Genomic DNA, 20,073 nt, shown 5'->3' on the forward strand with positions numbered 1-20,073 from the left:
CGCCGCCCCACCCCGGTCCTCCGACCGGGTGGGGCCCCGGGCGCGGCGGGGCGGATGTGCCCGGTGTGCTGTTTAGCGTGACCCGATGCACCTCGAGCCGACGCCATCGCCCCTGTTGAGCATGCGCATGCGGTACGTGGCCGCGACCGCGGTCGCCGCCACCCTGGCCGTCCCCGTTCCCGCGAGGGCGGCCGTCGCGTCCCCGTTCCCGGCCTCGTTCTCCGGCCCGTGGGCGGGGCGGGTGTCGCACGGCTGCGCGCGGGACCACTGGCCCTGGGGCTGCCTCGCCAAGTGCGAGAGCGGCGGCCGCTGGCACGCGAACACCGGAAACCACCACTACGGAGGACTGCAGTTCAGGCAGTCCACCTGGGTGGCGTTCGGCGGCCGGGCGTACGCCCCGCGCGCGGATCTGGCCCGGCGGAAGGAGCAGATCAAGGTCGCCAAGCGGGTGGTGGCCGCCCAGGGGTGGGGCGCCTGGCCCGTCTGCGCCAAGAGGTACAAACTCCGGGGCCATACACGTGTGGTGAACCCCGGTCGGACGTTCTAGGTCTGCCGGCGGCGCACTTCGGCCGCCTCCCCGCTGAACGCGACCGCGCCCCGGCGCAGTTCATGGACGTACGTCGTGCGGCCCGCCCGTTCGCGCAGACCGGGCGGCAGCCGCTGCTCGGCGACCACCACGCACGCGTCGAGGCCGCCGAGGAGTTCGTACGTGCGGGCCGCGACCGCCGGTGACATGCCCTGCGCGGGCTCGTCGACGAGCACCACACGCGCGTGTGCCAACAGGGCGCGGGAGAGGGCGAGCATGCGCTGCTCGCCCCCGGAGAGGGTGCCGGCGCGGCGCGGAAGGAGGGGCTCCAACTGCGGGTACGCGCCGAGGACGGGAGCGAAGTCCGGCGTGGTCAGCTCCAGGTGCTCGCGGACCGTGAGCGAGCCGAAGACGGCCCCACGCTCCGGGACCAGGCACAACCCGCGCCGGGCCCGCTCGAAGGCGGGCAGCCGGGTCACGTCCACCCCGTCCCAGACGACGGCGCCGTCGGACAGCGGCACGGTTCCCGCGAGGGCGCGCAGGGCGGTCGTACGGCCCGAGCCGTTGCGGCCGAGCAGCACGGTGAGGCCGGGGCCGGGCGCGACCAGGGTCACGCCGTGCAGGGCCTCCAGGGGGCCGTAGCGCACGCGCGCGTGGCGCAGGGAGATGTTCATCCGCGCCCCCGCTCCAGTACGTGGCCTGCGGGTCCTGAGGTGACGACGCGTCCGGCGGTCATGACATGGACGACGTCGGCGAGGTCGGCGACCAGATCGAGGTCGTGCTCGACGACCAGCAGGGCCGTGCCGTCCGCGGCGAGCGCGCGCAGTACCCGGGCCAGCGCGGTCACTTCGGCGGTGTCCAGGCCCGCGGCGGGCTCGTCGAGCAGCAGCACGTGCGGACTTCCCGCGAGGGCCCGCGCCAGCTCGACGCGTCTGAGCGTCCCGGTCGGCAGTCCCTCGGCGGGCAGCGCGCGGACCGGCCCGTCGAGCCCGAACAGCCGCAACGCCCTCTCCGCCGCGGCGGGGTCCGCGATCCGGCCCTGCTCCGCCCCCACCTGGACGTTCTCGGCCACCGTCAACGAGGGGAAGACGGCCAGCTGCTGGAAGGTCCGCGCGATGCCGAGCCGGGTCCGGGCGTGCGCGGCGAGCCGGGTGATGTCCCGTTCGCCGAACAGTATGTGGCCGTGCGACGGTCGGAGCGTTCCGGCGAGGCAGTGGAACAGGGTGCTCTTGCCGGCCCCGTTGGGCCCCACGACGGCGGTGACCCACCCGGGCCGGACCTCGAGATCGATCCCGTCGAGCGCGGTGAACCCGTCGTAGGCGACCCGTATCTGTTGGGCGAACAGAGATCCGGGCGGCGGCACGGCCGGAGGGTGCGGGGCGCTCGGCCTGCGCGATGTCGTGTCCCGCCCGGGTGTTGCTGCTTTTGGACCTCGGGCCGTCCTCGTGGGTCCGTCGGGACCTGGACGGTCACCGGCGCCCGGTGGCGCGGCGGCCGCTTCCGGCTCGATGCCGTCCGGCCGGCCGGTGGGCCCCGTCTCCACCGCCCGCAGCCGTCGCCGCACCCGCGCCCCCAGCGGGGTCGGCGTCGCCCGGCGGCGCGGCCGGAGCCGTGACGTCGCCGTGCGCAGAGCCTCGTACGGGCCACCGGGGAACCGGCCGACGAACACCGCGAGCACCCCGAACAGTGCGGCCGCCACCCCGCCGCGCGCCCCCGCGTCGAGCCCCACCAGCAACGCCGCCGCGGCCAGCGCGCCGAGGGCGCTGTCGGCGCCGAGGACCACGACCGCCGCGAACCAGAGCAGCCCGCGCACCGGGTCGTACGCCGTCGCGTCGAAGGCGCGCAGACCCATGCCGAGCATCCCCCCACCCAGCGCGGCCAGGGCGGCGCCCGCCACGAAGGCCGTCAGCTTCAGCGAAGGGACCCGCACGCCCGCCGCGGAGGCGCCCGACGCGTGGTCGCGCATCGCGGCCAGGGCGCGGCCCGTACGGCCCTGGCGCAGCGCCGCCGTCACCAGCAGCGCGGCCGCCAGCAGCCCCAGTTCGAGCACGTAGTACGCGCGGTCGCCGTCGAAGCCCGCCGGGCGGTCCAGGGACAGCCCCGAGGTCGCGTAGGGCTGGGCGAAGACGAAACGGCTGACGCCCACCCCCACGGCGAACGTCGCCAGGGCCAGCGCCAGACCGTGGCGGCCGATCGCCGGCCAGCCGGTCAGGACCCCGAGCGGGGCGACCAGCACCACCGCCACCGCCAGCGCGGCCAGTTCGGGCAGCCGGGGCAGTCCGGGGAAGCGGCCGGCGGCCAGCAGTGCGGTGAAGAGGGCGCCCAGACCCGCGTACGCCGCCTGCCCGAGGGAGATCTGGCCGCCGCGGCCGGTCACCACGACCAGGGACAGGAGCACCACACCCAGCGCGGGCACCTGCACCGAGGTGTGCAGGTCCGAGCCCGCGAGGCCGAGCGGCAGCAGGAACAGCACGACCGCGACGATCCACGCGCCCGGGGGCGTCGCCACCCGGGCCGTCGCCGTACGCGGCAGGACGTCCCGGTCGCCGATCCCCGGCAGGACGAGCGCCGCGACCAGCAGGGCCACCACGAACAGGTTCGCGCCCACCGCCTGGAGCAGCGGCTCCGCCCAGCCCGCCGGATGCAGCCGCGTCAGCTGACTCTGCGCGACCCCGAGACCCAGCGCCACCACGACGGCCACCGGCAGGCTGCGCATCCGGGCGGCGACGGCCACCGCCATCACCTCCATGACGAGCAACGGCATGCCGTACGGATCGAGTCGTACGTACGGCGCCAGGAGCACGCCCGTCAGGCCCGCCGTGAAGGAGCCGAACGCCCAGCCCGCGGCGGCCACCCGGTCCGCGTCGATGCCGCCGAGCACGGCGAGCGAGCGGTCGTCGACCACGGCCCGCAGTTTCGTGCCGAAGCGCGTCCAGCGCGTCACGCCCCCCACCCCGACCGCCAGTGCGACGGCGACCGCCAACTGCCCCCACGGGTCCGCCGACACCAGCGTCGGCGCGTCCGCGCGCGCCCCGGTGCCCCACACCAGCGCGGCCCCGCCGACCAGCAGCACGAAGACGCCGAGGGAGGCGACCAGCGTCTGCGCCGGGTCGCCGCCGAGGACGGACAGGGGGCGGAAGACGAACCGTTCCAGGGCCACGCCGATCGCGGGGGCCACCAACAGCAGCGTCACCGCGGCACCGAGCGCGAGCGGCCAGCCCCACACCACCGTGAACTGCCGCAGCAGATACGCGCACACCATCGCGATCGCGCCGTGCGCGAAGTTCAGCACCCCGGTCGCCCGGTGGGTGACGACCAGCCCGATCCCGGTGAGCGCCGCCGCGCCGCCGACCGAGAGCCCGGCCAGCGTGAGGTCGTACGTCAGGGAACCGCTCATCACCGCTCCGGCGCGGGCGACCGCTCGGCCGCGGGCGGCTCACAGATCGGGCACGGGCCCAACTCCCCGCTCGCCAGCACCCGCGAGTCCACCGGCACGGCGGCCGGCTTCCCCGCGACCAGCGGGCAGTCCGCGCGATGCCACAGCGTGCCCCCGGGGACCATCAGCAGCTCCCCGCTGACGGCGAGCGGCGCCACGGCCGCCTGTTCGGACCGCTCCGCGTCGGCGGGCTCGGTCGCCACCAGCAGCCCGTACAACTCCTCGACGCGCGCCGCCGCCAGGGCGTTCCTGCCGTGCGTGAGCAACACCGCGCCCGCGACGATCAGCGCGGCCCCGGGAACCGTGCAGGACGCGAGGAAGGGCAACTGCCGTTCCGCGTACCGCTCGCCCGAGACGCCGTACCAGCCGATGACGCACAGCACCGCCCCGGCGGCGAGCGCGGCGCACCCGGCCCACAGGACGGGGTGCACGGTCCGCAGTCGAGATGTCCGCATCCTGGCTCCCAGACGTCGTGTGGCTGTCTGTCTTCCAAGTCCGCCAATGGACTTGCACTATGCCTTCTGGAAGCTGACCCTGAAAGCTCCGGGCGCGGTCGGCCCGGACCGACACCCGGTGGTGAGCCAGCATGGTTCTCGGGAGCGACCTCAGGCGGGACAACGGCCGGGGGGTGGCGGCGCTGGTCGCCCTCCTCCTCGCCGGGGCCCTCACGGCGTGCGGCGACAGCAGCGGCGGCGGGAGTTCGGCCCCTCCGCCCACCCCCACCGTGGAGCGGCCCAGCAGTGCGTCACCCAGCCCGACCGGCCCGGACGACCCGGCGGCGGCCGAGAACCAGGTCAGGCGGAACTGGGAGAAGTTCTTCTCCCCGTCCGTCCCCGTCAAGGACAAACTGAACTACCTGGAGAACGGCGACAGGATGACCGCGGTCGTCCAGGGCTTCAACGGCGACAAGCGTGGTCAGCAGGTCGCGGCCCAGGTCCAGAAGGTCGTGTTCACCGCGCCGGCCGTCGCCGAGGTGACGTACGCGCTGACCCTGAAGGGCGCGACCGCCCTGCCGAACGCCTCCGGGACCGCCGTCTACGAGAACGGCACCTGGAAGGTCTCCGACAACACCCTCTGCGCACTGGTCGCGCTGAGCGGCGACGGATCCGCGACCCCGGCCGGCTGCTGACCCGCCGTGCGCCCCAAGGGAGTTCCCGAGGGAGTCCTCGCCGCGGGCCTGCCGCTCCTGCTGGCCACGGCACTCGTCCTGGGCACGGCGGCCTGCGGCAGCCGCCTGCCCGAGAGCGACTTCGAGCACCGGACCACGCCCGCCCCCCAGAGCACCGCGCCGCTGCGCGTCGGGATCGTCACCAGCGCCACCAGCCCCGTCGGCGGCTCCGCCTTCACCGGCCCCCGCGACGGGGCCAAGGCCTACTTCGACCGCCTCAACGCGCGCGGGGGCATCGACGGCCGCCCGGTCGAGGTGCGCACCTGCGACGACGGCGGCAGCGGCGTGGGCGACAACGAATGCGTGCACCGGCTCGTCGACGAGGACAAGGTCGTCGCCCTCGTCGCCACCACCGCCCTCGACTACGCGGGCGCCTCCCGCGTGTCCGCCGCCGGGGTGCCCGACATCGGCGGACAGCCCATCGGCGCGGCCTACGACACCTATCCGCACCTCTACGGGATCTACGGCAGCCTCGCGCCCCGCGAGGGAACACCGGGCTGGGGCGGGAAGCTGTACGGCGGCACCGAGGTCTACCGCTACTTCAAGCACGTCCAGGGCGCCCGTACGGCTGCGGTGATCTCCTACAACCAGTCCGCGTCGGCCGCGTACGCCCGGCTCGTCACCCGGGGGCTGAAGGCCGAGGGCTACCAGGTGGTCACCGAACAGGTCGACTTCGCGCTGCCCAACTTCCGTGCCGCAGCGGCCGATCTGAAGGACCAGGGCGCCGACCTCGTCTTCGACGCCCTCGACACGCACGGCAACGCCCAGCTGTGCAAGGCGATGGACGACGTCGGCGCCAAGGTCATCGCGAAGGTCACCAACGTGCAGAACTGGACGTCCACCGTCCCCGAGGACTACAAGGACGCCCCGCGCTGCCGCAACGCCCTGTGGGCGACCGGATCCAGCCGGAACTACGAGGACACCTCCGACGCCGCCGTCCGCGCGTTCCGGGACGCCACCAAGGGCCTGCCGACGCACTCCCAGTGGCAGCTGGAGGGCTGGGCGGCTGCGATGTGGTTCACGGACGCCGCGAAGTCCTGCGCGAAAACGGGCGTCACACGCGCGTGTGTCGACCGCTTCATGAACCGCGGCGCCCCGTACACCGCCGGCGGCCTGCTGATCCCCGTCTCCTCCGAGCGCCTGCCCACGCCCCCGAAGACCCGCCGGACCTGCGTCTCGGTGGCCCGTTGGGAGGACGGCAGGGGCTGGGTCTCCCAGGGCGACATGAACAGCGACTGCTTCGAGGTGCCACAACTGTCGTACGAGCCCTGACGCGCCTCGGCTGTCCTGCGCGCCCTGATGTGCACATGAGAGGCAACCATTCACCCGGGCCCGGGGTCTGTCCCGACAGGAGGCGGATCCGACGGAGGACCCGGCGGCGCCGCCCCGCACGAAAGGGCGCTCGCATGATGACGCCGGTCCCGCGGATTGCTCGGCACCGCGCCGACCCGGGCGCCGCCGTGCCCCCGTCCGCCGACTGCATCGCCGACTCCGCGGGCGGACTGACCTTCGACGTCACCGAGACCGGCGAGCCGGGCGCCGCGCTCCTGGTGCTGCGCCGCCGCGAGGGCCACGAGCAGGTCAGCCTGCCGCTGACCCCCACCGGGGACGGCCGGCTGCGCGCCGCGCTGCCCAGCGGCGTCGCCCTGCCCGAGGGCCGCTGGGACGCCTACGCCCAGGTCGCGGGAGGCGCGCCGCGACGGCTGGCCCCGGGCGTCGACGACCTGCGCTCGCTCGTCGCCCGGGTCCCCAGCGGCTCCCTCGGCCATGTCGCCGTCCGCATCCCGTACGCGACCCGGCACGGCAACCTCTCCGTGCGCAGCTGGCTGCGGGCCCCGCACGCGGAGGCCGTCGAGCTGTACCGGGGGGAGCGGGGACTGGGCGTACGAGGCCGGGTGTACGGCGTTCCCCTCGCGCCGGACGCGTATGCCGAGGTCTGCCACCGGGACGCGGCCGGTCCGCCGATCCGCGTGGAAGTGGCCGTGGAGCAGGCGGAGTTCGGCTTCACGGTGACATACGGCGCCCTGCGGCCCGGCGTCTGGGACCTGTGGCTGCGCCCGGCGGGGGAGGGCGGGCCCCGGGTACGGATCGCGCGGCTGCTCGACGCCATCGCCGACAAGCGCCCCTTCCTCATCCACCCGAGGGTGCCGGTGAAGACCCTGTACGGCCCGGTGGAGGCCGGGCCCTACTACACGCGGGACAACGACCTGTCCGTGACGGTCACCGCGGCCGGCTGACCGCGCCCGGCGCCCGGGAACACCTTGCGGACCATGGCTGTCCGCAAGGGCTGGCAGACTCGACGGCATGTTGGAGACATCGGCACGGCTGCTGCGGTTGCTCTCACTGCTGCAGGCCCACCGCGAATGGTCCGGGGCCGATCTGGCGGACCGTCTGGGCGTGACGCCCCGCACGATCCGCCGCGATGTGGACCGGTTGCGCGAGCTGGGCTATCCCGTCAACGCCAGCCCGGGCACGGGGGGCGGCTACCAGCTCGGAGCGGGAGCCGAGCTGCCGCCGCTGCTGCTGGACGACGACGAGGCGGTGGCCGTCGCGGTCGGGCTGCGCACGGCCGCCGGGCAGGGCATCGAGGGCATCGGCGAGACCTCCGTACGCGCCCTCGCCAAGCTCGAACAGGTGCTGCCGAGCCGGCTGCGCCGCCGCGTGAGCGCCCTCAACGCCTTCACCGTGCCGATGCTGCGCGGCCCCCAGCCCTCCGCCGTGGACCCGGGCGTGCTCACGGAACTCGCCCACGCCTGCCGCGACGGTGAGCGGCTGCGCTTCGAGTACCGCGACCACGGCGGCTCCCCGACCCGACGGACCGTCGAACCGCACCGCCTGGTGTGCACCGAACACCGCTGGTACCTGGTCGCCTGGGACGTCGACCGCGACGACTGGCGCACGTTCCGCGCCGACCGCATCACCCCCAGGCCCCCGCACGGACCCCGCTTCACCCCCCGTACGCCACCGGCCGAGGATCTGGCGGCGTACGTCTCCAAAGGGGTCTCCACCCGCGCCTACGCCTCGCAGGCGGTCGTCCGGCTCCTCGTGCCCCTGGAAGAGGCGGCCGAGCGGATCTCCCCCTCGGCGGGGACGCTGGAACCGGCCGGGGAGGACAGCTGCGTCCTGCGCACCGGCGCCGCGAGCCTCGACGTGATGGTGATTCACGTGATGCTGACGGGCTTCGAGTTCGAGGTCCTGGAGCCGGCCGAACTCACCGAGGCGATCAGGACGGCCCGGGACCGGCTGTCCCGGGCGCTGGAGCGGTCTCCTGATCGATCGCCCCGTACTGGGGATGGTGCAGGTCGAACGCCGGGCTCTCGGAGCGGATCCGGGGCAGCGTGACGAAGTTGTGCCGGGGCGGCGGACACGAGGTCGCCCACTCCAGGGAGCGGCCGAAGCCCCAGGGGTCGTCCACCTCGACCTTCGTGCCGTACCGGGACGTCTTCCAGACGTTGTAGAGGAACGGCAGCGTCGACATGCCCAGCAGGAACGCGCCGATCGTGGAGACGGTGTTGAGCGCCGTGAAGCCGTCGGCGGCCAGATAGTCCGCGTACCGGCGCGGCATGCCCTCGGCACCCAGCCAGTGCTGCACCAGGAACGTCGTGTGGAAACCGACGAAGAGCGTCCAGAAATGGATCTTGCCGAGCCGTTCGTCGAGCATCTTGCCGGTGAACTTGGGCCACCAGAAGTAGAAGCCGCCGAAGGTCGCGAAGACGACGGTGCCGAAGACGACGTAGTGGAAGTGCGCGACCACGAAGTACGAGTCGGTGACCTCGAAATCCATCGGCGGCGAGGCCAGGATCACTCCGGTCAGACCGCCGAACAGGAACGACACCAGGAAGCCGATGGCCCACAGCATGGGCGTCTCGAAGGAGAGCGAGCCATTGATCATCGTCCCGCTCCAGTTGAAGAACTTCACCCCCGTGGGCACCGCGATCATGAACGACATGAAGGAGAAGAACGGCAGCAGCACCGCGCCCGTCGCGAACATGTGGTGCGCCCACACCACGATCGACAGACCGGTGATGGTCATCGTCGCGGCCACCAGCGTCAGATAGCCGAAGACCGGCTTCCTGCTGAAGACCGGCAGGATCTCCGTGATGATCCCGAAGAACGGCAGCGCGATGATGTAGACCTCGGGATGCCCGAAGAACCAGAACAGGTGCTGCCACAGCAGCGCGCCGCCGTTGGCAGCCTCGAACACCACCGACCCGAAGCGCCGGTCCGCCTCCAGGACCAGCAGCGCCGCCGCGAGCACCGGGAACGCGAAGAGGACGAGGATCGAGGTGAAGAGGATGTTCCAGGTGAAGATCGGCAGCCGGAACATCGTCATGCCGGGGGCCCGCATCCCGACGATGGTCGTGATGAAGTTCACCGCGCCGAGGATCGTGCCGAAGCCCGTCAGCGCCAGGCCCATGATCCACATGTCGGCACCGATGGTCGGCGTGCGCTCCAGACTGTTGAGCGGGGCATAGGCGAACCAGCCGAAGGAGGCGGGTCCGTCGGGCACCATGAGCGAGCCGAGGACGATCAGGCCGCCGAAGAGGAACAACCAGTACGACAGCATGTTCAGGCGGGGGAAGGCGACGTCCGGGGAGCCGATCTGCAGCGGCATGATCTCGTTGGCGAACCCGGCGAAGGTCGGGGTGGCGAACAGCAGCAGCATGATCGTGCCGTGCAGGGTGAACAACTGGTTGAACTGGTTGTTGTCCACGATCTGCAGACCGGGCCGGGCGAGTTCGGCGCGCATCACCAACGCCATCAGACCGCCGATGAGAAAGAAGGCGAAAGACGTGATCAGGTAGAGGTGGCCGATCTTCTTGTGGTCCGTCGTGGTGAGCCAGTCCACGGCGAGCCGCCCCGGCCGCTGCCTCCTGTATACGGGTGGCGCCGTCGCCTGCGCGGTCTCCGTGCCCATTGCTCGCCCCTTCGCCGTCGCGCCGTGGGCCCGCCTGAAGCTCACGCCGTGGTGCTCGCATCGCTCCGCGCTCCGACAGAGGGTGTGCGGGGGTTCTGTGCTGGAACCGTGCATTTCCTATGCGGTGTCAGCTTCCGCGACATGCCCCGGAATCAGAATGAAAAGGCTTCCCCCCGCGGGATCTCGACAGGGGACTCCGCACTTTCCATTGGGTTATTCGGGACGGCGTCAAGGTAGTCCCGAATTACGTTCGAAGGCGTGCGGGACACGTACGGAACCCCTCGTACGTGTGACGGAGTTCGGCCGAAACGCGTGTCGTGATCCTGTGACAGAAGCGTGACCGGAGGGGCACAGGTGACCCATGGTCCGGGCCCGGACTTCCCCCGCCGCGGTCGGCCGCCTAACGTGGCGGTCATGGCACCCATTCCCACCCCGCCCGCAGAGCCCCAGGACAGTCCGCAGGCCTATGTCGGCCTGGAGGCGAGGAATGCCGAGCACCGCGCCCGGGAGCACGGCTGGTCCACGGTGCGCTCGCTGCCGCCCGGCGCGATCATCACCATGGAGTACCGCACGGGGCGGCTGAACTTCGAGGTCACCGACGGACGGGTGACCCGCTGCTGGAAGGGCTGAGGCCACGGAACGCGCGAAGGCCCCCGACTCACGAGCCGGGGGCCTTCGCCGTGCGGGGAGGTTGTGCGTACCGGCCCCGCTGTTCTCCATGATCGGTCCGTTGTGCCTCAGCCGCCTGTCAGAGGCCGGGCGGACGACGTCGTGGTGGTGCGCGCCACGCGGTCCGAGTGCGGTGGACGGCGGCTGCCGACCGGGGTGACCGGAGTGCGCTCGGAGCGGGCCGTGTGGGGTCCGGGCGCCAGGTAGACCGGCGCCCGGGGCGGGCGGGCGGTGGGCACCGCCCCGCGCACCGGAGCCTCCTCGTCCACCGGGACCGACTGCTTGACCAGCACGGGAGCACCGACCGGGGAGCCGACCGGAGCCTCGACGGGGGCGGGCACCGCACGGCGGCGGCGTGCACGCCAGGCGTCGCGCAGGGTGAACAGGCCGGTCTCGGCGCGGGCGATCAGCGGCTCGCACCACGGCAGCGCCAGCAGGATCAGCAGACCGGCGGCCCAGCCCAGCAGCACATCGCTCAGCCAGTGCGTACCGAGGTAGACGGTGGTGAGGCCGACGCCGAGCGAGGTGACGGCGGACAGCGCCGACAGCCAGCGCCTCGCCCGGGGGGTGGAGGCCAGGTAGGCCAGGATTCCCCAGGTCACGACGGCGTTCGCGGTGTGGCCCGAAGGGAATATATCGCCGCCCAGACCCATCTCGTTCGAGCCGATCGTGATGGCGTAGTGCGGGCCGAGGCGGCCCATGCCGAGCTTCGCTGCGCCGACCGTGATGTTGAGCAGCAGCAGTGAGGCGCCCAGCGTGAGCATCGGGCGCAGGGTGTGCTGCCGCCAGGAGCGCCACCCGAGCCACGCGGCGACCATCACGGCGGTGGGGCCGCGCTGGCCCAGCACCACGTAGTAGTCGAGGAACGCGTGGATCTCCGGCCACTGCTGATAGGGCCGGAAGAACATGACCTGCCAGTCGAACCGGACCAGCCACGATGTGATCGCAACGGCCCACACGATGGCCACGTAGAAGGCCAGGGTGGCTCCGAAGAGCACAACCCTGTGCCTGCTCATCTTCGGCACATCGATGTTCGCCGGCCGTTCCGGCTCACGGTCCAACCGGGCGAAGACCCGGTCCAGACGGGTGAGGTTTCGTTCGGTACGCACTCAATCGACGTTACAGCGAGTGAGCTGCGTTCCAGGCCGAATCACTCGCTTTGTGATGACGATGTGATGTGGGATTCCTCTCAGGGCGATGTTTAATTCCAATGATTCTCTAATCATCGGCGCCCTGATCCTTCAATTCCATTGATCGGCTCGGGCTTCTGTTTTATGCCACTTTTGAATTCGTTCACCGAATCCTGGGGTGGAATTCTCCGGCCGCTCACCGAGCGTCAGCGGCTGGATCATGGCGGACCGGAGCCGTTCAGCCAGAACGCTCCGTAGAGCGCGGAGGCCATCGCCACGCCACCGAGAATCAGCGCTGACCTGGATGTACGCAGTCGGGCCAGGGCCAGGGCGAGGGGGAGCAAGAGGGGGAAAGCGGGCAGTAGGAGGCGCGGTTTCGAGCCGAAGTAGCTCGACGCGCACAGGGCGAGCGCGACGACGATCCCCGCGTACACCAGCAGCGCCGGCGGCTGGCCCTGTCGTACGCATGTCACGTACAGCCAGACGACCAGTGCGACTCCGACGATCAGTCCGACGCCGGCCAGGGCGGACGGGAATGACGTGAACTTGTCGCCCACGAAGCGGGCGAACGCGTACCCGCCGTCGAATCCGTTGCGCCAGCCCGCCTGGACGTCGAGATAGCCGAGTGGCCCCTTGCCTGTGTGGTGGCCGACCCAGAGCACATACCCGGCGGCGCCGAGCGGCGCGAGGAGCATGCCGAGGGCGCGCCGGAGCACGGGCGCGCCGTGCGCGGGGTGCGCGCTCCGATCCCGCACGAACGAGGCGATGGCCGCCACCCACAGGGCCGCGACCACCGCGGCCCCCACCGGACGGGTCAGGCCGGCGAAGGCGGCGAGCAGGCCGGCCGTCACCCAGCGATCGGTCAGCACCGCGTAGAGCGACCAGGCGGCGAGCGCCGTGAACAGGGACTCGCTGTACGCCATCGACTGCACGACGCCGACCGGCAGCACCGCCCAGACGAGCGCCGCGCAGACGCCCGCGCGGGGGCCGTACACGTGGTCCGCGACGGCGAAGATCCCCCAGGCCGCGGCGAGCGAGGCCAGCGTGCTGACCAGCAGCCCGGCATCCGCGTACGACAGAGGGGTGAGCGCCGAGACGAGCCGCTCCAGCCAGGGCAGCAGCGGGAAGAACGCGAGGTTCGAGTGCACGTCACCGTTGGGCAGCCGCACCTCGTAGCCGTAACCGAGATCGGCGACACGGGTGTACCAGAGCGAGTCCCAGCGGGCCGTCAGCAGTGTGTGGGCGCTCTTGCCGTTCGCCGCGCTCCACAGCGCGAGCGTGAGGACGCCAAGGGCCCGTACCGCGGCGTACCCGAGGAGGGCGGGCGCGGCCCGGCGTGGCGCGCTCGCGCCGGGCGGCGTCGCGAGGGGCGTCTCAAGATCGGTCACGGGCTCGATTATCGACGGCGGGCGGAACCGGGCGGCCGTCCGGGGCGTGGTGCACCAGGGGAGCGTGGCGTACGCCACATGCCCGGCAAGGAGAACGTGAGAGGTCCGCCACGTGTATGAGACAGGAACTCGCGTACTCTGGCCGCTCACTCGCCTTTGATGCGTGCGTCCGGGACCCCGCTCCTCCTGGACCGCAGCCGCAGGGAGTCCCCACCCAGCGGATCGCCGAACGCGAGGGAACATCTGGGAGGTACGTACATGTCCGGGACGACCACGGCCACCGCGCGTCGCCGTCGGGAGGCCGGGGCCGGTGCCAACCGCTGGGTCGTCCTCGTGGTGTTGTGCGTCAGCCTGCTCCTCGTGGCCCTCGATGCCACCGTGCTGCACGTCGCCGTGCCCGCCGTCACCGAGGATCTCAAGCCCGGCGCGATAGAACTGCTCTGGATCGTCGACGTCTATCCGCTCGTCTGCGCCGCGCTGCTGATCCTCTTCGGCACGCTGGGTGACCGGGTGGGCCGCAGACGTGTGCTCCTCCTCGGATACGGACTCTTCGGCATCGCCTCCGGGATCGCCGCGCTCGCCGACAACGCCCAGGTCCTCATCGGCGCGCGCGCCCTGCTCGGGGTCGGCGGCGCGATGATCATGCCCGCGACCCTGTCGATCCTGCGCCAGGTCTTTCCCGACCGACGGGAGCGGGCGCTCGCGATCGGCATCTGGAGCGCGGTCGCCGCGGTGGGCGCGGCGGTCGGGCCGCTGCTCGGCGGATTCCTTCTCGAACACTTCTGGTGGGGATCGGTCTTCCTCGTCAACATCCCGCTGATGCTGATCAGCCTGCCGATCGGACGGCTGCTGCTGCCCGAGTCCTACGGTGACCGCGACGGTCCCTGGGACGTGGTGGGGGCCCTGATGGCCGCCGCCGGGCTCTTCGGGCTCGTGCTCGGAGTCAAGCGGCTCGGCGGCGGTGAAGCGCCGTTCGGTCCGTTCACGCTGGCGCCGCTGCTCGTGGGCGGCGCGCTGATGTTCGCCTTCGTGCGGCGCCAGCGACGGCGTGCGCATCCGTTGGTGGACCTGCGGATGTTCTCGCGGCCCGCGTTCAGTACGTCCGTGTGCTGCATCGTCCTCGCCATGCTCGCGCTGGTCGGCCTCGAGCTGATCGCCGCGCAGTACCTGCAACTGGTCCTCGGGCTCTCGCCCCTGCAGACCGGGCTGCGACTGCTGCCGCTCACCTTCGCGGCGATGGCCGCGGGGCTCGCGGGGGCGCGGCTGCTGCGGCGGTTCGGGCCGCGCGCGATGGTCTGTTTCGGGTTCTGTCTCACGGCGGTGGCCGTGGTCATGCTCACCGCGATGGGAGTGGACGACAACACCGGGCTGCTGCTGTTCGGGTTCGTGCTGCTCGGGTTCGGGCTGGAGACGACGCTCTTCGGGGCGTACGAGTCGATGCTGAGCGAGGCGCCGCCGGCGCAGGCGGGTGGGGCGGCGGCGATCGGCGAGACCTCGTACCAGCTGGGGGCGGGGATCGGGATCGCGCTTCTGGGGAGTGTGATGAACGCGGCGTACGCGCCCGGACTGTCGTCCGTACGGGGGGTCTCGCCGGGGGACTCCGCCGCGGCGGGGCACTCGTTGGGAGAGGCGTACGACGTCGCTGCGCGGCTTGGCGGGGTGCGGGGGGCGGCCCTGCGGCATGCGGCTCGGGACTCCTTTGTGCACGGGCTGCATGTGACGTTGCTCGTCAGTGCGGGGTTGTTGTTGCTGGGGGCGGGGATGGCGTTGCGGTTGCCTCGGGTCATGGAGTGCGGGGTGCCTGCGGCGGGCTCGGCGGAGATTCCGGCGCCTCGGGGGGTTGCGGAGTCCCGCGTCTCGGCTTAGCCGACAGTTCTCCCACCCACGCACCACCCGTTTCCACCATGTCGACACGTGCGGGTCTCCCGTGGCGGTTGACCGCCGTCGGCGCCTGCGGCTTCCCGACGGCCGCCGAGCGCCCCCGATCGAACCGGAAGCCGCCGATGGCGCTTCACCCCCGCGGGGGACCCGCACTTGAGAGGTACTGGACGTGCGGGACGCTGGGTCGTACCGTCGGGGCGAGACCGTAACTAGCGGTGCTAGTTTTAGCGTGCCGGAGGCTGCCCCCATGTCCGCGTCCTCGAAGCTCCCGCCCTTCGACCCCACCGACCCCCTCGGCCTCGACGACCTCCTGGACCCGGAGGACCTGGCGATCCGGGACACCGTACGGACCTGGGCCGCGGACCGCGTGCTGCCGTACGTCGCCGAGTGGTACGAGAAGGGCGAGCTGCCCGGGATCCGGGAGCTGGCGCGCGAGCTGGGCGGGATCGGGGCGCTCGGGATGTCGCTGGAGGGGTACGGATGCGCGGGCGCGACCGCCGTGCAGTACGGGCTCGCCTGTCTGGAACTGGAGGCCGCCGACTCGGGCATCCGGTCCCTCGTCTCCGTACAGGGCTCCCTCGCCATGTACGCCATTCATCGGTTCGGGAGCGAGGAGCAGAAGCAGCGGTGGCTGCCGGGCATGGCCGCCGGTGAGGTCATCGGGTGCTTCGGGCTGACCGAGCCCGACCACGGGTCCGACCCGGGCGCCATGCGGACGTACGCCAAGCGCGACGGCGGCGACTGGGTGCTCAACGGCCGCAAGATGTGGATCACGAACGGGTCCGTGGCCGGGGTCGCGGTCGTCTGGGCGCAGAGTGAGGACGGGATCCGGGGGTTCGTCGTGCCCACCGACGCCCCCGGGTTCTCCGCTCCCGAGATCAAGCACAAGTGGTCCCTGCGGGCGAGCGTGACCAGTGAGCTCGTACTCGACGACGTACGACTGCCCGCCGACGCCGTACTGCCGGACGTGACCGGGCTCAAGGGCCCGCTCAGCTGTCTGTCGCACGCGCGGTACGGGATCGTGTGGGGCTCGATGGGCGCCGCGCGGGCCAGTTTCGAGGCCGCCGTCGAGTACGCGAAGACGCGCGAGCAGTTCGGGCGGCCCATCGGCGGCTTCCAGCTCACCCAGGCCAAGCTCGCCGACATGGCGGTGGAACTGCACAAGGGGATTTTGCTCGCCCACCATCTGGGCCGGCGTATGGACGCGGGGCGGCTCCGTCCCGAGCAGGTCAGCTTCGGCAAGCTCAACAACGTACGGGAGGCGATCGAGATCTGCCGGACCGCCCGTACCATCCTCGGCGCCAACGGGATCTCGCTCGAATACCCCGTGATGCGGCACGCGACCAACCTCGAATCGGTGCTCACCTACGAGGGCACCGTCGAGATGCATCAACTCGTGCTGGGCAAGGCGCTCACCGGACTCGACGCCTTTCGGTGAGTCGAGCACCGGAGAGCAGGGCCGGTGAGCGGCCCTGCCTCAGCTCTGGTTGAAGAAGCCGCCCGTCTGGCGTCCCGGGGCCTCGCCGCTGACGATCTCGGTGTTGGCAGGGGTCAGCAGGAAGACCCGGGTGGCGACCCGCTCGATGGTGCCGCGCAGGCCGAAGGTCAGGCCGGCCGCGAAGTCCACCACGCGCTTGGCGTCGGCGGGCTCCATGGCCGTGAGGTTGATGATGACCGGGACGCCGTCCCGGAAGAGTTCGCCGATACCGCGTGCGTCCCGGAAGCTGTCCGGGGTGACCGTGCCGATCCGGCGGCCTGTCTCTTCCGCCGTCTCGGACGCGACCTTCACGCGCGGGTCCGTGACCCAGGCATCGCCGGAGTCCTGTCCTTCGGCGTAGTTGTCGTCGTCGTAGTAACGCTCGTCATCGTTGTCGTCGACGAGGCCAAGCCAGGCACTCGCCTTGCGCACCGATCCCATGGACGCCTCCTCTCACAGCGGTCTTTCTTGCTTTCCGCATCCCCATGGTCGTCCATGATGCGGATGTCGCGCCAAGTGGATAGACGCCGCGCGGGGGTTTCGTGACGGTACTGGTGCACAGCGAATTCGTCGAGAGCCCGCGTCCCCCAAGGGTCTTGCGGTGTACGGCTGCTGACTGTGAGTGAAATATGATTCTCGACGGCGTTCGGGTGACGGGTAGGGCGTACGGGTGAACGAAGGGGTCGGTACGATGCCGCAGCTCAACGTCGTACGAGGCACGGGGGAGTGTCATGTTCGGAATCGTGAGGCCCTGCAGCCACCGTCTCGGTGAGGGGCTCAAAACGCAGTGGATGGCGCATCTGTGCGGACTCTGTCTCGCGTTGCGCGGAGACCACGGACAGTTCGCTCGGGTTGTCACCAATTACGACGGGCTGCTGATATCGGTTTTGACGGAGGCTCAGGCCGAGCGCACCACCGGGTGGCGGCGTACGGCGGGGCCGTGCCCGTTGCGCGGGATGCGGACCGCGTCCGTCGCGCAGGGTGAGGGAGCCCGCCTCGCCGCCGCCGTCTCGCTGGTGCTGGCCTCGGCCAAGGTGCGCGACCACGTGGCGGACAAGGACGGGCTGTTGGCGCGCAGGCCGGTGGCGCTCGCCGCCCGCCGGGTCGCCGCGAGCTGGGGGCGCGCCGGGGCCCGTACCGGATCCGACGTGGGCTTCGACACCGCCGTACTCGTCGACGCCGTCGACCGGCAGGTCGGCATCGAGGCGCTCGCCGGTCCCGGGACGCCGCTTCTGACCGTCACCGAGCCCACCGAGACCGCGACCGCCGCCGCCTTCGCGCACACGGCCGTCCTGGCCGGGCGGCCGGGCAACGCCGGGCCGCTCGCCGAGGCCGGCCGGCTCTTCGGGCGGCTCGCGCATCTGCTGGACGCCGTGGAGGACCAGGGGACTGACGCCGCGTCAGGAGCGTGGAACCCGCTCACGGCCACCGGCACCCCGCTCGTGGAGGCGCGCCGGCTCGCCGATGACGCTCTGCACGGGATACGGCTCGCGCTGCGCGAGGTGGAGTTCACGGACGGCAAGCTGGCGCATCTGCTGCTCGCGCACGAGCTGGGGCGGTCGGTGGACCGCGCGTTCGGGACCTCGGGGTGCGGGCACCAGGACCACGCGGACGGTGGGCGGGGGGCTTTCGGCCCGCCGCAGCACGGCGGGCCGTACAACCCGCGGAGCCCACAGAGCCCGCACGACGGGCAGAATCCTTACGGCGCTGGCGGCAACCCCTTCGGTGGCGCGCCCTCCTTCCCGCCGCCCGGGCCCGGCAGGCGAGGCTTCTGGGCCGGGTGCGCGGCCGCGATCGGGGTGTGCTGCACCTGCAAGGTGTGCTGTGCCGACGAGTTCGAGGGGCCGTGGTCGCGCAGGAAGCGCGAGGGCTGCCTCGGCAACTGCGACTGTGACTGCAGCTGCTGCGAGGCCTGTGAGATCTGCGAGTGCTGTGAATGCTGCTCGTGCTGCGACTGCGGACTGTGACGGACCTCGTATACGGCGGCGTGGGTGATCACGCCGCCGTACGGGTCCTGCCTGCCCGGACGGGAGCTGGGCGCGCCCGCGCGGCGGAGCCGCATGACGTCTCGGCCCCGCGCCCCTTCGTGGCGCTCCTGTGCGGGACGCGGGGAATGGCCAGGTTTCTCAGTTCTTGAGTTCCGGTGGGGAGATCTCCGACTTCGCTATCGCCGAGCCCGTCGTCCCCCACTTCTTCAGGATCTTGTCGTATGTCCCGTCCGCTATGAGCTTGTTGACTGCCGCCTGGAAGGCGGGGGCGAGCTTTGTGTCCTTCTTGAAGGCGAAGCCGACGTCGAGGCGGTGGTACTCGTTGAGGAACTTGACGCCCTGCTGGTGGGCGACGGCGTAGCGCAGGCCGTTGATGGTGCTCATCACGAGGTCGCTGCGGCCCTGTTGGAGTGAGGACCAGATCGCGCCCTGCTCGCTGTAGGTCTGCACCTTGTACGTCTTCTTGCCGGCGTCGGTGCAGACCTTCTTGTTCTCCTCCAGCGTCGCCTCGAAGGTGGTGCCCGCTCCGGTCGCGACGTTCAGGCCGCACAGCTGCTTGAGGTCGGTGATCTTGGCCAGCTTGCTGTCGGAGCGTGTGGCGAAGCCCTGGCCGTCGTTGATGTAGGTGACGAAGTCGATCGTCTTGCGCCGCTCGTCGGTGACGCCGAAGTTGCTGGCGCCGAAGTCGTACTTGCCGCTGTCGAGGGCCGGCAGGATCGCCTCGAAGCCGGCCTGTTCCGTCTTCAGCTTGATGCCCAGGACCTTGGCGACGGCGTCCGCGAAGTCGACGTCCTGGCCCGTCAGCGTCTTGCCGTCGTCCAGGTACGTCGTGCCGGGTGGCGTACCGCCGACGGCCACCGCCACGGTGAGGCCGGTGACGCCGGACGGGAGCAGCTTGGCGGCGGCCTCGTCCTTCGGGATGGCCGAGACGACGTCCGTGGTGGGGATCTTGTCGGCCTTGGCCGCCGCGTTCGCCGCGGTGCCGGTCGTGTCGTCCGAGCCGGAGCCGCATGCCGTGAGGAGCAGGGCCGTCGAGGTGATGATGACAAAGGGCGCAAAATGCCGATAACGGGTACGCGTGGACGTACGCATGGTGTGCGGTCTCCTGAGAGCAAGAGTGAGCAGAACCCGAGGGGAGGGGTGCGCGTGTGAAGGCGAAAGGGAGGGAGAACGCGAAGGGCGCCCGGTCGATCAAGGGATCAGGTGATCGGATCGATCAAGGGATCAAGCGATCGGGGCGCGCAGTGGGTCAGCTCAACAGGAAGAGGACCACACTCGACCGAAGTCGATGTGGGAGCGCTTGACCAGCCACTGCTGTGGATGCATGGGCCAAGTGGAACAGGCATCCGGTTGTGCGTCAACCGACTTGAGACGTACGGCTCACAGTATGGACAGCCTTGACAGTGGGGGGAAACGAGCCCGTACTCTCGGTGGACGGCCCTGCTGAGGGGCTCGGCCGTACTGCGCCGCGAGGCGCTTTGTGTGAAGGCAT

17 protein-coding genes are annotated in these 20,073 nt (G+C 71.4%); 9 read left to right on the top strand and 8 right to left on the bottom strand.

All coding sequences use genetic code 11. The annotated features are described in order from the left end of the window. The first annotated feature begins 85 nt into the window (after nucleotides 1-85). On the top strand, nucleotides 86-547 hold the full coding sequence (locus tag AQJ27_RS60140; protein WP_425275199.1) for a transglycosylase family protein: 462 nt from the start codon (nucleotides 86-88) through the stop codon (nucleotides 545-547). Here the strand turns inward: AQJ27_RS60140 and AQJ27_RS09835 are convergent. The 3 genes from AQJ27_RS09835 to AQJ27_RS09845 are packed head-to-tail and all read right to left on the bottom strand — an operon-like array spanning nucleotide 544 to nucleotide 4,417. Then, nucleotides 544-1,200: an ATP-binding cassette domain-containing protein gene (locus tag AQJ27_RS09835; RefSeq protein ID WP_067364953.1), complete on the bottom strand. Its 657-nt coding sequence runs from the start codon at nucleotides 1,198-1,200 to the stop codon at nucleotides 544-546. The two genes, AQJ27_RS60140 and AQJ27_RS09835, sit on opposite strands and share 4 nt — an antisense overlap. Continuing rightward, nucleotides 1,197-3,923, bottom strand: coding sequence for an ABC transporter permease subunit (locus AQJ27_RS09840; RefSeq protein ID WP_067364956.1), 2,727 nt, complete (start codon nucleotides 3,921-3,923; stop codon nucleotides 1,197-1,199). Before AQJ27_RS09840 ends, AQJ27_RS09835 begins: the two co-directional genes overlap by 4 nt. After that, complete coding sequence (locus AQJ27_RS09845) at nucleotides 3,923-4,417, bottom strand: hypothetical protein (protein ID WP_067364959.1); 495 nt, start codon at nucleotides 4,415-4,417, stop codon at nucleotides 3,923-3,925. Before AQJ27_RS09845 ends, AQJ27_RS09840 begins: the two co-directional genes overlap by 1 nt. A 131-nt stretch (nucleotides 4,418-4,548) precedes the next feature. On the opposite strand from AQJ27_RS09845, the gene AQJ27_RS09850 reads away from it, so the two are divergent. The 4 genes from AQJ27_RS09850 (at nucleotide 4,549) to AQJ27_RS51935 (ending at nucleotide 8,472) form a co-directional block, all read left to right on the top strand. Beyond that, complete coding sequence (locus tag AQJ27_RS09850; protein WP_067364962.1) at nucleotides 4,549-5,091, top strand: MTB12 C-terminal domain-containing protein; 543 nt, start codon at nucleotides 4,549-4,551, stop codon at nucleotides 5,089-5,091. 48 nt (nucleotides 5,092-5,139) lie between these two features. Continuing rightward, complete coding sequence (locus tag AQJ27_RS09855) at nucleotides 5,140-6,402, top strand: ABC transporter substrate-binding protein (protein WP_067366342.1); 1,263 nt, start codon at nucleotides 5,140-5,142, stop codon at nucleotides 6,400-6,402. A gap of 134 nt (nucleotides 6,403-6,536) precedes the next feature. After that, nucleotides 6,537-7,367: a hypothetical protein gene (locus AQJ27_RS09860; RefSeq protein WP_425275200.1), complete on the top strand. Its 831-nt coding sequence runs from the start codon at nucleotides 6,537-6,539 to the stop codon at nucleotides 7,365-7,367. A 67-nt stretch (nucleotides 7,368-7,434) separates the two neighbouring features. Then, a complete protein-coding gene (locus AQJ27_RS51935) occupies nucleotides 7,435-8,472 on the top strand; it encodes a helix-turn-helix transcriptional regulator (RefSeq protein WP_107120675.1) in 1,038 nt (345 codons plus the stop codon). On the opposite strand, the gene ctaD is transcribed toward AQJ27_RS51935, so the two are convergent. Continuing rightward, nucleotides 8,354-10,048 carry an aa3-type cytochrome oxidase subunit I gene (ctaD, locus tag AQJ27_RS09865; protein ID WP_067364965.1) on the bottom strand — a complete coding sequence of 565 codons (1,695 nt, stop codon included), beginning with the start codon at nucleotides 10,046-10,048 and terminating at the stop codon, nucleotides 8,354-8,356. The two genes, AQJ27_RS51935 and ctaD, sit on opposite strands and share 119 nt — an antisense overlap. Nucleotides 10,049-10,462: 414 nt before the next feature. Between ctaD and AQJ27_RS09870 the strand changes: the two genes are divergently transcribed. Continuing rightward, nucleotides 10,463-10,678: an I78 family peptidase inhibitor gene (locus tag AQJ27_RS09870; protein ID WP_067364968.1), complete on the top strand. Its 216-nt coding sequence runs from the start codon at nucleotides 10,463-10,465 to the stop codon at nucleotides 10,676-10,678. A 107-nt stretch (nucleotides 10,679-10,785) separates the two neighbouring features. Here AQJ27_RS09870 and AQJ27_RS09875 read toward each other — a convergent pair whose 3' ends face one another. After that, entirely contained in the window at nucleotides 10,786-11,826 is a 1,041-nt protein-coding gene (locus AQJ27_RS09875) for a phosphatase PAP2 family protein (protein WP_067364971.1), read from the bottom strand. A 239-nt stretch (nucleotides 11,827-12,065) separates the two neighbouring features. Next, nucleotides 12,066-13,235 carry a glycosyltransferase family 39 protein gene (locus AQJ27_RS09880; protein WP_067364974.1) on the bottom strand — a complete coding sequence of 390 codons (1,170 nt, stop codon included), beginning with the start codon at nucleotides 13,233-13,235 and terminating at the stop codon, nucleotides 12,066-12,068. A gap of 258 nt (nucleotides 13,236-13,493) precedes the next feature. Between AQJ27_RS09880 and AQJ27_RS09885 the strand changes: the two genes are divergently transcribed. Further along, complete coding sequence (locus AQJ27_RS09885) at nucleotides 13,494-15,101, top strand: MFS transporter (RefSeq protein WP_067364977.1); 1,608 nt, start codon at nucleotides 13,494-13,496, stop codon at nucleotides 15,099-15,101. 262 nt (nucleotides 15,102-15,363) lie between these two features. Then, entirely contained in the window at nucleotides 15,364-16,554 is a 1,191-nt protein-coding gene (locus tag AQJ27_RS09890) for an acyl-CoA dehydrogenase family protein (protein ID WP_067364980.1), read from the top strand. Nucleotides 16,555-16,593: 39 nt separating this feature from the next. On the opposite strand, the gene AQJ27_RS09895 is transcribed toward AQJ27_RS09890, so the two are convergent. Then, nucleotides 16,594-17,034: a cell division protein SepF gene (locus tag AQJ27_RS09895; RefSeq protein ID WP_067364983.1), complete on the bottom strand. Its 441-nt coding sequence runs from the start codon at nucleotides 17,032-17,034 to the stop codon at nucleotides 16,594-16,596. A 290-nt stretch (nucleotides 17,035-17,324) separates the two neighbouring features. Here AQJ27_RS09895 and AQJ27_RS09900 point away from each other — a divergent pair, with 290 nt between their 5' ends. Beyond that, the gene (locus tag AQJ27_RS09900) at nucleotides 17,325-18,560 is read left to right on the top strand and encodes a DUF5685 family protein (RefSeq protein ID WP_079064890.1); all 1,236 of its coding nucleotides are present in this window, start codon (nucleotides 17,325-17,327) and stop codon (nucleotides 18,558-18,560) included. Between the two features lie 159 nt (nucleotides 18,561-18,719). Here AQJ27_RS09900 and AQJ27_RS09905 read toward each other — a convergent pair whose 3' ends face one another. Then, on the bottom strand, nucleotides 18,720-19,673 hold the full coding sequence (locus AQJ27_RS09905; protein ID WP_067364986.1) for an ABC transporter substrate-binding protein: 954 nt from the start codon (nucleotides 19,671-19,673) through the stop codon (nucleotides 18,720-18,722). Between the last annotated feature and the right edge of the window lie 400 nt (nucleotides 19,674-20,073).

Source organism: Streptomyces olivochromogenes, from assembly GCF_001514115.1.
Lineage (GTDB): Bacteria > Actinomycetota > Actinomycetes > Streptomycetales > Streptomycetaceae > Streptomyces > Streptomyces olivochromogenes.